9 protein-coding genes are annotated in these 10,525 nt (G+C 67.1%); 3 read left to right on the top strand and 6 right to left on the bottom strand.

Translation table 11 applies throughout. The features are described 5' to 3' along the window. Positions 1-6: 6 nt before the first annotated feature. Positions 7-2,046: a glycoside hydrolase family 36 protein gene (locus tag EV646_RS08400; protein WP_132145707.1), complete on the top strand. Its 2,040-nt coding sequence runs from the start codon at positions 7-9 to the stop codon at positions 2,044-2,046. On the opposite strand, the gene EV646_RS08405 is transcribed toward EV646_RS08400, so the two are convergent. Next, positions 2,041-2,889: an NAD-dependent epimerase/dehydratase family protein gene (locus EV646_RS08405; RefSeq protein WP_132145709.1), complete on the bottom strand. Its 849-nt coding sequence runs from the start codon at positions 2,887-2,889 to the stop codon at positions 2,041-2,043. The genes EV646_RS08400 and EV646_RS08405 overlap by 6 nt on opposite strands. 172 nt (positions 2,890-3,061) lie before the next feature. Here EV646_RS08405 and EV646_RS08410 point away from each other — a divergent pair, with 172 nt between their 5' ends. Together EV646_RS08410 and EV646_RS08415 are read left to right on the top strand one after the other, a co-directional pair. Continuing rightward, positions 3,062-4,222, top strand: a complete 1,161-nt coding sequence (locus EV646_RS08410) for a pyridoxal phosphate-dependent aminotransferase (RefSeq protein ID WP_132145711.1) — start codon at positions 3,062-3,064, stop codon at positions 4,220-4,222. Position 4,223: 1 nt separating this feature from the next. Continuing rightward, positions 4,224-4,940, top strand: a complete 717-nt coding sequence (locus EV646_RS08415; RefSeq protein WP_132145713.1) for an alanyl-tRNA editing protein — start codon at positions 4,224-4,226, stop codon at positions 4,938-4,940. 329 nt (positions 4,941-5,269) lie between these two features. Here EV646_RS08415 and EV646_RS08420 read toward each other — a convergent pair whose 3' ends face one another. Genes EV646_RS08420 through EV646_RS08440 form a run of 5 tightly spaced genes read right to left on the bottom strand, consistent with a single transcriptional unit; the run spans position 5,270 to position 10,518 of the window. After that, a complete protein-coding gene (locus tag EV646_RS08420) occupies positions 5,270-6,040 on the bottom strand; it encodes a sugar phosphate isomerase/epimerase family protein (protein ID WP_132145715.1) in 771 nt (256 codons plus the stop codon). Beyond that, entirely contained in the window at positions 6,037-7,140 is a 1,104-nt protein-coding gene (locus EV646_RS08425; RefSeq protein ID WP_132145717.1) for a Gfo/Idh/MocA family protein, read from the bottom strand. The genes EV646_RS08420 and EV646_RS08425 overlap by 4 nt, the downstream gene beginning before the upstream one ends. Continuing rightward, positions 7,137-8,150, bottom strand: a complete 1,014-nt coding sequence (locus EV646_RS08430; protein ID WP_132145719.1) for a Gfo/Idh/MocA family protein — start codon at positions 8,148-8,150, stop codon at positions 7,137-7,139. Before EV646_RS08430 ends, EV646_RS08425 begins: the two co-directional genes overlap by 4 nt. Beyond that, entirely contained in the window at positions 8,147-8,848 is a 702-nt protein-coding gene (locus EV646_RS08435; RefSeq protein WP_132146134.1) for a ThuA domain-containing protein, read from the bottom strand. The genes EV646_RS08430 and EV646_RS08435 overlap by 4 nt, the downstream gene beginning before the upstream one ends. Positions 8,849-8,850: 2 nt before the next feature. Next, positions 8,851-10,518 (bottom strand): ABC transporter substrate-binding protein, encoded by a 1,668-nt coding sequence (locus tag EV646_RS08440; RefSeq protein ID WP_132145721.1) that lies wholly within the window; start codon positions 10,516-10,518, stop codon positions 8,851-8,853. Positions 10,519-10,525: the final 7 nt, after the last annotated feature.

Consider the following 10,525-nt stretch of genomic DNA (forward strand, 5'->3'; position numbering starts at 1 on the left):
TTGTGGATGAATGTGCTGCGCTGGAGTGCCGGTGAGCTGACCCTGACCTTCGCTCTCGACGACGGCCCGGTGCGGCTGATCGGCGTACGCGAAGCCTCGCAACCAGACGGCGGTACGCCGGACCCCAGCCAGCCACTGGTCGAGGTCTCCGCCACCGGATACGGACTTTCACCGAGCACCAACCGGCACGTCGACACCATCCTCGGGCAGCAGTTGCGTTATGTCCGTCACGAGGAAACCGGCACGACGTTGCGCATCGTTCAGGAGGAGCCCACCACGGGTCTGCGGGTCACCAGCGTGTTCGAAGCCCTGGCCGGCGTACGCGCCTGGTCCGAGGTCTCGATGAACGGTCCGGGTGCGCTCGAGCTCACCTTCGTGTCGTCTCTGGTCGTCGGCCTCGCGTCGGTCGACGCCGAGCTGTACTCAGCCGCCAACAGCTGGATGGCCGAGAACCGGTGGTCGAAGCGCGTACTCCGGGAGGTGTTGGCCGACATCGTCCGCGATCCGCACCACCACGTCGCCAGGAGCCGGCACGCGGTGACCAACACCGGCTCGTGGTCCAGCGGAGAGCGGCTGCCGGTCGGGGTTCTCGTCGATCGGAGTGCGCCGTACGCCCTCGGTTGGCAGATCGAGCACAACGGGGCGTGGCATTACGAGCTCGGGGAGACCCGGCGCGGCGGCTATCTGCTGCTGAGCGGTCCCACCGACCAGGAGAACCAATGGAGCGTCGAGCTCACTGCCGACAAGCCATTCACGACGGTACCCGTGTCGCTCGTCGCCGGGACCGATCTGGACAGCGTGTTCGCCGCGCTCACCCGTCAACGCCGTGCGATCCGGAACCGGCGCCCAATCGACGACCGGATGCCCGTGGTCTTCAACGACTTCATGAACACCCTGGCAGGTGATCCGACGACCGAGAAGCTCCTGCCACTGATCGATGCGGCCGCGGAGGTCGGCGCGGACTACTTCTGCATCGACGCCGGCTGGTACGCCGACGGCGACTGGTGGAACACCGTCGGAGCCTGGCAACCGTCGACGACCCGCTTCCCGAACGGGCTCACCGAGGTCATCGACCGGATCCACACACACGGCATGGTCCCCGGCCTCTGGCTCGAACCCGAGGTCATCGGCGTCCGCTCACCGATCGCAGCCGAGCTACCCGACGACGCCTTCCTCACCCGCCGTGGCCAACGGGTCGCCGAGTCGGGGCGCTATCTGCTCGATCTCCGCAGTACGGCGGCCCGCAAGCACCTCGACGACACGGTCGACCGGCTGATCGGCGAGTTCGGCATCGGCTTCTTCAAGTTCGACAACAACACGATGACAGGCCCCGGCAGCGACAAGGGTGGTACATCTCTCGGCCATGGACTGCTGGAACACAACCGGGCACTGCTCGATTGGCTCGACAGCCTCCAGACACGTCACCCGGAGCTGCTGATCGAAAACTGTGCCTCGGGCGCAATGCGGATGGACTACGCGATGATGTCCCGCCTCCATCTGCAGTCGACCTCGGACCAGGAACATCCGTTGCTCTACGCACCGATCACCGCGGCCGCCCCCGCCGCCCTGCTGCCCGAACAGGCCGGCCACTGGGCGTACCCGATCACCGGGACCACTCGTGAGGAGTTCACCTTCGCCCTCGTCAACGGCATCCCCGGACGTCTCTACCTCTCCGGCCATCTCAACCGGATGACGCCCGTCGAACTCGACCTCATCCGGTCCGCCTTGACCGCCCATCGCGCCGTACTCGAGGACCTCGACACTCTCGTCCCCGCGTGGCCGCTAGGTCTATCGACATGGACCGACGAGTGGATTGCCCTCGCACTCAACGGTCCTGACGTCTCCTACCTGACGCTCTGGCACCGCGCTCCAGGCCCGTCCAGCATCACGCTCCCGCTTCGGCGGTCGAGCATCGAGCCCCACTTCCCCACCGACCTCACCGACCTCACCGACTGGAGCTACGCCTGGACGGACAATGCTCTCACCATCACCACCAACACTCCCGAACCCTCCGCCCGCGTCCTGCGCCTGACGTCGCCGTCATGAACGCCAGGTGTACTGCGGCTCGTAGCCGAGGAGTTTGCGGGCCTTGTCGATCGACAGCAGCGTCTCGTTCGGGCCGAACGGGCGCTTGACCGGTACGCCCGGGAACACCTCGGCGAGGAGCTCCTCGTTCGGGCGCGACATCACCGTGTCGGCGTTGGCGACGATGAACACGTCGGTGCCGGTGACGTCGTACTCAAGTGCCTTGCGGACCGCCTGGGCGCCGTCGCGGGCGTCGATGTAGCCCCACAGGTTCCACTTGCGCAGCTGAGCGTCGGCGTCGAACGACGGGAACGCCGCGTAGTCCTCGGGGTACATCACGTTGGAGAACCGCAGGCCGATCAGCTTCAGGTCCGGGTGCCACCGGCACAGCTGCCGGGCCAGCTCCTCCTCGAGCGTCTTCACCAGCGAGTAGGTGCTGTTCGGCCGCGGCGGGTAGTCCTCGTCGACCGGCACGTACGGCGGGAACTCGTCGAACGGCAGGCCGAGCACGGTCTCGCTCGACGCCCACACGATGTTCTTGATGCCGGCCCGCAACGCCGCCGAGAACACGTTGTAGGTGGCGGTCATGTTGTTCTCGAACGTCGCCGCGTTCGGCCGCAGCCCGGGCGCGGGAATCGCGGCCAGATGGACGACGGCGTCCACACCGTCGTGCCGGTCGTCGATCCCGGCCAGCGCCTCGTAGGTCTGTCCGAAATCGGTCAGATCGACCCGGCTCGCGACGACGCCGCTGCGCGCCGGCGGAGCCTGGTCCAGCGCGACCACGTCCCAGCCGTTGTCCAGCAGGTGATCCACCACCGCCCGGCCGAGCTTCCCGCTGCTCCCGGTGACCGCTACCCGTGCCATCCGCGCTCCTCCGCCGTCTGAACCCACCCGATAATCCCACGCCCGCCCATCGCCGCTTTGGTGGGTCCACCTATCAACTTGTGGGTTCCCCCACCGGATTCGGGCGGGGAACCCACCATTTGGCAGGTGAACCCATCAAACGCGGGCGGGGCTGGAGGGCTAGGCTCGAGCTGTGAGACTAGCTGGGCGGATGGAGCGGCTCGGGACAGAGTCCGCGTTCGAGGTGCTGGCGAAGGCGAAGGCACTCGAGGCGCGCGGGCGCGAGATCGTGCATCTCGAGATCGGCGAGCCGGACTTCGACACCCCCGAGCATGTCCTCGCCGCCGCGCAACAGGCCCTGGACAAGGGCTACACCCACTACGTCCCGGCGCCAGGCATCCCCGAGCTGCGGACGGCGGTGGCGGACTTCCTCGAGCGCACCGGCAGGCTGCACACCACTCCGGACCGGGTGCTGGTCACGCCCGGCGCCAAGCCGATCATGTTCTTCACGATCATGGCGCTGTGCGAGGAGGGCGACGAGGTCCTCTACCCGGACCCGGGCTTTCCGATGTACGCCTCGATCGCGTCCTTCGCCGGCGCGACCCCGGTGCCGGTACCGCTGCGCGAGGAGAACGGGTTCGTCATCGACCCCGAGGAGCTCGAGTCCCTGATCACCGAGCGGTCGAAGCTGCTCATCCTCAACTCCCCGCACAACCCCTGCGGCAGCGCCTCGACGCCGGAGCAGCTCGAGGCGATCGCTGAGCTTGCCAACCGGCACGATCTCGTCGTACTCACCGACGAGGTCTACTGGGCGCTGCGGTACGACGGCGACCACCACAGCGTGCTCGACGTCGACGGCATGGCCGAGCGGACCATTCTGCTCGACGGCTGGTCCAAGACGTTCGCGATGACCGGCTGGCGCCTCGGCTTCGGTGTCTTCCCGCCGGCGCTGGTCGAGCCGATCACCCGCCTGGTGATCAACTCGGTCTCCTGTACGTCGGCCTTCAGTCAGCACGCTGCGATCGCTGCCCTCGAAGGACCGTGGGACGACGTCGACCGGATGCTCGAGGCCTTCCGCGAACGGCGCGACGTCATCGTGTCCGGCCTGAACGACGTACCAGGCGTGTCCTGCGTCGAACCGGGCGGCGCGTTCTACGCCTTCCCCAACATCACCGAGCTCGGCCTCTCCGCCGCCGACCTCGCCGACCGCCTCCTCGAAGAAGTCGGCGTCGCGTGCCTGCCAGGCACCTCATTCGGCGCGTACGGCGAAGGTCACCTCCGCTTCTCCTACGCCAACTCCGTCGACAACATCCGCCGCGCCCTGTCGGCCTTCGAAAACCTCGCCATCAGCTGACATGCACACACATCGTCTGGACCTCGAGGACGCGTCGATCCGGGACTGGGAGGCGGTTGTCGTCGCGGTCGACGCCGAGCGGGGCATCGTGCTCGACCGGTCCGCCTTCTATCCCGGTGGTGGCGGCCAGCCTCCGGACCAGGGCGTCCTGCTCTGGGGCGGCGTACGCACGCGGATCCTCGGCACGATCAAGGGTGACGACCTCTACCTCGTCCCCCACGAAGACGACCCGGTGCCGCCGCCGGGCACCGCCGTACAGGGTGCCCTCGACGACGAGCGGCGGACCAACCTGATGCGGACCCACTCCGGGCTGCATGTGCTGACCGGCGTCGTCTTCCGCGACTTCGGCGCGCTGGTGACCGGCGGCAACATGGAGCCGCTGACCGCCCGGATGGACTTCGACCTCTCAGAGGTGCCGCCGGACTTCAAGGACCGCGTCGCCGAGGCCGTCAACACGGAGATCCAGACCGACCGCCGGATCACCGTGAGCAACCTGCCGCGCGACGAGGCGTTCGCCATCCCGGACATCATCCGTACGGCGACCAACCTGCTGCCGCCGGACATCGAGGTCGTCCGGATCGTCGACATCGCCGGCCTCGACACCCAGGCGGACGGCGGCACCCATGTCGCCTCCACCGCCCTGATCGGCCGCATGGACGTCGTCAAGATGGAAAGCAAGGGACGCGGCTTCCGCCGCCTCCGCGTCCGCTTCAGCTGAACACGCGCGTCAGCCCCCGCCGCGACCAGCCCCTGCAACCCAACCCACCGCAACCCGAATGCCGGGAGATCCCCCGAAGGCGCCAGGGCCCACGGCGGACAATGGAGAGTTTCTTTCGCCATGAGCCTGTTGCAAAATAGATCTCGGTCTCTCTGTCCACACCAACACGCCGCGACTTTTCTCGCCGATGCGGCGCTCGCGCTCCACTCGGCCTGCGGATTCGGCGTACGTCCCTCGGTCCGTCCCCACCAAGCTCGGACGCTGGGGAATTCTGCAACAGGCTCCATTTCGCGAAAACCCTCCACCGTCGACACCAAAAACCTCCACAGTCAATGCGGCGCGGCTCGGGTGCCGGTGGAGAGGCCGTTGCCGATCAGGTAGTCGTAGCTGTCCCGCAAGGCGAGCATGATGTCGGTGTCGCAGCGGTCCAGCTCGACGATGTGCCACTCCACGGCCGGGTTCGCGGCCAGGACGGCTGGGATGTCCAGGCTGCCTTGGCCTACGGCGACCATCGCGTCCTCGGAGGACTTCGCCGGGCCGTCCTTGACGTGCAGGAAGCGAACCCGCTCGCCCAGGTCGCGCACCACAGCCGCCGGATCGACACCGGCCAACTGGACCCAGTACATGTCGAGCTCCACCAGGACACCTGGGTCCAGCTGGTCCAGCAGGACGTCGTACGCGCGTCTCCCGTCGGCCAGCTGCGTGAACTCGGCCGAGTGGTTGTGGTACGCGATGCGCATACCGCGGCCGCGTGCGTTGGCCGCGGCGATGTTCACTCGCTCGACACCACGGGCGATGCTGTCTTCAGTGGCGAACTCCTCCGGCTCGAGGCTCCACGCAAGTACGGGCGCGCCGAGCTCGCTCTGCTCATCGAGGATCCGCTCCGCCTCCGGCCCCGCGGGGAAAGGTGCGTGAGCACTGCAGAGTCCGAGCCCGAGGTCGTCGAGCATGCGTCGCACCACCGCGGGTTTCAGCCCATGCAGGCCGAACGTCTCGACGGCGAGGTACCCGATCTCGCTGATCTGCCGCAGTACGCCGGGAAAGTCCTCCTCCGCCAGTGCGTAGACCGACCAGAGCTGGACCGCGATCGGACGCTTCATTCGCACCCGTCCGGCAGGGAGAACGTCGTACTGAGCTCCATCGCTCGACCGCTGCTCGCCGACTCGTCGGCCTTGAGCATGATCTCCAGGACATGACGTGCGTGCTCGAGATTCAGCACCGGCTGAGCGCCCGTACGCACGCAGTCGGCAAGATGGTCGACGAGAACCGCCCGGTGCAGCGCCAGCACCGCGTCGCCATCCGGGAGCTCGGGAGTGACCCACCCCGGCGCGTCGACCTGGAAGATCTCCAGCACCGGTCCTTCGCCGCCGAACGGCCGGCCGCTGAGGTTGATGGTTCCTTCCCGGCCGAAGATCTCCAGCTTCGGACCGCGGCCGGCGTTCACGTTGAACGTGCCGTCGACGACCGCGAAGGTGGACGCACCGAAGTCCAGCATCATCAGCACGTTGTCGTCCGCGGTGACGTCGATCGTCTTCCCCTGGAACGGCCCGCCGCGGACTGTCCGGGTGGGCTCGGTGATACCGGCGAAGGCGACCACGCGCTGTGCCGGACCGAGGATCCCGGTGATCTCGTGGATTCCGTAGACGCCCATGTCGAACAACGGCCCGGCGCCCTTCTGGTAGAACCAGCTCGGGTCGGCCGGCCAGGCGCCGGACGCAGGTCCACCGTGCGAGGACCGAACGCGCGCAAACGCAACCTTGCCGATGGCCCCTTCGCGCACCAGCCGACGCGCTTCCGCACGGTCCGGGTAGAGCATGTTGTACGGCGCACAGACCACAGTCAGGCCGCGCTCCTGCGCCAGCTCACAGATCCGGTCCGCATCGTCCATCGTGGTGGCGAGCGGCTTCTCGGTGGCCAGATGCTTGCCCGCCGCAAGAATCCGGAGACACGTCTCACCATGCGCCGGGATCGGCGTCAGATTCAGTACGGCGTCCATCGCAGCCCCGGCCAGCATGGCGTCCAGACTCGTGAACGCCGCCGGGATGCCGAACGTGGTAGCGACTGCCGAGGCCAGCCCAGGTACGACGTCCGCGATCGCGACGACCTCGACCTTGTCCCGGATCGCCTTCAGATTGGGCAGGAATCCCACTGCCCCGCTGGCGATCATCCCGGCTCCGAGCACCCCGAGTCGCAAGCTCATGCCGGCTCCTCCTGCGGCCGGATGCTCCGGCCTTCGCGGACCGATTCGTAGAACGCGATACACGCGGCGAGGTTGTGCCAGGCATCGTCAACGGTAGCCACCGGTTCCACGTCTCCGCTGATGACAGCACCCCAGTGGTCCAGGTCCGCGGCCTGGTCATGCTTCGCCGGCGGCGACACCTCCGCCCACCCGCTCTCCCCATGGACCAGGAGGCGCCCGAGGATGCCGTCCATCCGCAGCGCTCCGGGGCTGCCGACCAAGGTGTAGCTGGACTGGAATCCACCATCCGGAGCTGTCCAGGTGTCCTCCAGCGTCGCCACCGCACCACCGGAGAACGTCACAGTTGCCACGCCGTAGTCCTCGACACCGAGTTGATGCCGGTGGTTGGCCGTCTGCCCGGTGATCGCAACCACCTCCTCACCGAGCAACCATCGCAGTACGTCGATCTGGTAGATCGCATGGTCGATCCAGCCACCGCCAAGCGTGCGGGCCGGATCGGCGAACCACCCCGGATCGGGATCACCCGACCATCGGCTGGGCAGCCCTGCCCAGATCGTCATCGAAGCGCTGGTGAGCCGGCCGTCGGACAGCCATTCGCGGACGAACTGCCAGCCCGGCCCCAGCCGTTGCCGGGACTCGGCCGGGAGGAAGTGCACACCGGAGTCATGCACGGCCGCGACGACCTCCGAGGCATCCTGCAGGCGCAAGGCCAATGGCTTGTTGGCGACGATGTGCTTGCCTGCCTTGGCAGCGGCCAGGCACACCGCGTGGTTCAGCTCCGGGCTGACGAAGCTCATCACCGCGTCGATGCCCGGGTCGTCCACCAGGGTCCGCCAATCCGCTTCGACCCGCGGAACGCCGTACTTGCCGGCCACTTCCGCTGCCCGCGCAGGATCAGCGTCCCAGACGCCGGCCAGCTCGAGCCACTCGCGTGATCCTGCTCCGTCCGCCAAGGGAAGCGCCGAGTACCAATGGTCCACACCGATCAGGGCGACTCGAAGATCCTTCATAGGCGTTCCTCCGATGCTGTCGTGAGCAGGATGTGCGGTGCGGCCCAGCCGACCGCGTTGGCGATCACCCGGCGTACCTCGGCCTGCCGGTACACCGGGTACTGCTGATCGCCGGGGCTGAAGTAGAAGATCCTTCCGGCACCCCGGCGGAAGCAGCAACCGCTGCGGAACACGGCACCGCCGCTGTAGGAGCTGATGAAGACCAGCTCATCCGGTTCCGGCAGATCGCACGGCTCGGCGTACAACTCGTCCGCCGGGATGACGATCGGGTTCGGCACTCCGGCGGTGACGGGATGCCCTGCCTTCACCGTCCAGACTCGCTGTTCGTTGTCGGGCGCCCAGCGGTCGAGGGCACAACTCGTGCCGAGGAGCTCGAGACTGACCTTGGAGTAGAGCGCGGAATGCAGCAACACCAATCCCATCCCGCGCTCTACCCGGGCGATGACCCGATCGGCGACCTCGTCGTCCAGTTGATCGTTGGCGATGTGCGACCACCAGACCAGGACGTCCGTCGACTGGAGTACGTCGTCCGGCAGGCCCTGGCCGGGCTGGTCGAGCGTCGCGGTGCTGACGACGGCATCCGGGGCCAGCTCCCGGATGCCGTCGGCAACAACCTCGTGGATGCCCTCTGGGTACACGCGCTGGACACTCTCGTCCCGCCGCTCGTGCACGTTCTCGTTCCAGACGGTCACCCGCATGGTCACCCCTGGACCGGCTTCAGCCGCAGTACGACGATCTCCGCACCCGGCGTGTACGGCGCAGCCGGCGCGTACGGGTCGGCCTCGGTCGGCCACCCGGTCACCTTCGCCGACCGGTACATCGCCCAGTCCACGCTATAGACCAGCGGAATGATGGGTGTCTGCTCGACCATGACGCCCTGCAAGCCGCGCAACGCCGTCAGGCGCGCGTCGTCCGTGCCCGCGGCCTCGTAGTCGTCCAGCAGCTTCTGCGTCTTCGGATCGTTGAAGCGCTCGACGTTGGCCCTGGCGTTCTGCCCGACCGGTCCGGACTGGCTGTAGTCGAGCCACCCCTGGTAGGCCACGAACGGCGAGGCGCCGGTGTTGGACGATCCCAACGTGAGGTCATAGTGGCCTTGGGCAACACGCTGCGACCAGTCGTCGACGGACACGCCCTTGACGGTGACGCTGATACCGACCGTCTTGAGTTGCTGGGCAATGATCCCCGAGCTGTTCATCCAGTCCTTGTAGCCGGACGGAACGGTGAGCGTCAGCGACAGCGCGCGGCCGTTCTTCTCGTACACGCCGGACTTGTTCAGCTTGAAGCCGTCCTGCTCGAGCAACTGCTTCGCCTTGGCCTTGTCCTCGACGATCTCGAGTCCCTTGTACTTCGGGTCGAGCGCCGAATCGTAGTTGGGCAGCAGCAGGCCGGTGGGCGTCTTCACCGGTGGGTTGAAGGTGTACTGACCGAGATCGCAGATCTGCTGCCGGTTCAGTGCCGCGCTGATCGCTTGCCGGACCGGCAGCTCGCTCAACGGCCAGACCGTGTGGTTCGGGACCAAGGAGACGACGCCGGTCGGTGGATACCAGAAGTGGTTGTCCTTGTTCTTGTTGACGAATTCCTTGTTGCTGCCGGTGGTGAAGAAGTAGTCGGCCCAGTCGAGCTCACCGGAGAGCAACTGAATGCCGGCTGTCTCGAAGCTCAAACCGTGGTAGCGCAGCTCCTGCACCTCGGGTTTGCCCGCCTGCCAGAACTTGTCGTTCTTCGTCAGCACCAGCAGCTGCGGGTTGTAGGACTTGTAGACAAAGGGCCCCGTGCCGACCGGCTTCGGGTCCAGGAACTTGGTCGGATCCGGCACCGCTTCCCACACATGCTTGGAGACGATCGGGGTCAGACCGGCGACGGCGTACAGCTGCGTGTACGCCGGTTTGGCGAACGTCATCACCACGGTGTGCTCGTCGGGGGCCTTGACCTGCTGGAAGTCGATGCCGTTGACGTTCAGGGCGGCGTACTTCTTCAGCAGCGCGAAGGTGAAGACGACATCGGCGCTGGTGAAGGGCTGGCCGTCGGTCCAGGTGACGCCCTCGCGGAGCTTGAAGGTGAGCGTCTTGTCCCCGTCCGCCCACGTCCAGGCCGTCGCGAGCCAGGGATACGTGCTGCCCTCCTTGAGAATGTTGAACTGCACCAGCGGCTCGTAGATCATGTTGACCGCGCTGTAGGCGTTCAGCGCACTGGTGGGCAGGAACGGGTTGAAGTTGGCCGCCGGGCCCCCGCCGGTCCCGGTGATCTCGAGGACTGGCAGCTCACCAGCTTTGGCGGCCGGCGCCTCCTCCGTGCACGCGGCGGCGCCCAGAGCGAGCGCGACGGCGGTCGCAAGACAGGCGATCGTTCTCCATCGTCGGATGTTCATTGCAGGC

The sequence above is a fragment of the Kribbella antiqua genome (assembly GCF_004345665.1).
Taxonomy (GTDB): Bacteria; Actinomycetota; Actinomycetes; order Propionibacteriales; family Kribbellaceae; genus Kribbella; species Kribbella antiqua.

Excerpts from the sequence above, each read along its gene's own strand:
- EV646_RS08400 (WP_132145707.1), top strand. The coding sequence starts at position 7 with ATGAATGTGCTGCGCTGGAGTGCCGGTGAGCTGACCCTGACCTTCGCT.
- EV646_RS08405 (WP_132145709.1), bottom strand. The coding sequence starts at position 2,889 with ATGGCACGGGTAGCGGTCACCGGGAGCAGCGGGAAGCTCGGCCGGGCG.
- EV646_RS08415 (WP_132145713.1), top strand. The coding sequence starts at position 4,224 with ATGCACACACATCGTCTGGACCTCGAGGACGCGTCGATCCGGGACTGG.
- EV646_RS08420 (WP_132145715.1), bottom strand. The coding sequence starts at position 6,040 with ATGAAGCGTCCGATCGCGGTCCAGCTCTGGTCGGTCTACGCACTGGCG.
- EV646_RS08425 (WP_132145717.1), bottom strand. The coding sequence starts at position 7,140 with ATGAGCTTGCGACTCGGGGTGCTCGGAGCCGGGATGATCGCCAGCGGG.
- EV646_RS08430 (WP_132145719.1), bottom strand. The coding sequence starts at position 8,150 with ATGAAGGATCTTCGAGTCGCCCTGATCGGTGTGGACCATTGGTACTCG.
- EV646_RS08435 (WP_132146134.1), bottom strand. The coding sequence starts at position 8,848 with ATGCGGGTGACCGTCTGGAACGAGAACGTGCACGAGCGGCGGGACGAG.
- EV646_RS08440 (WP_132145721.1), bottom strand. The coding sequence starts at position 10,518 with ATGAACATCCGACGATGGAGAACGATCGCCTGTCTTGCGACCGCCGTC.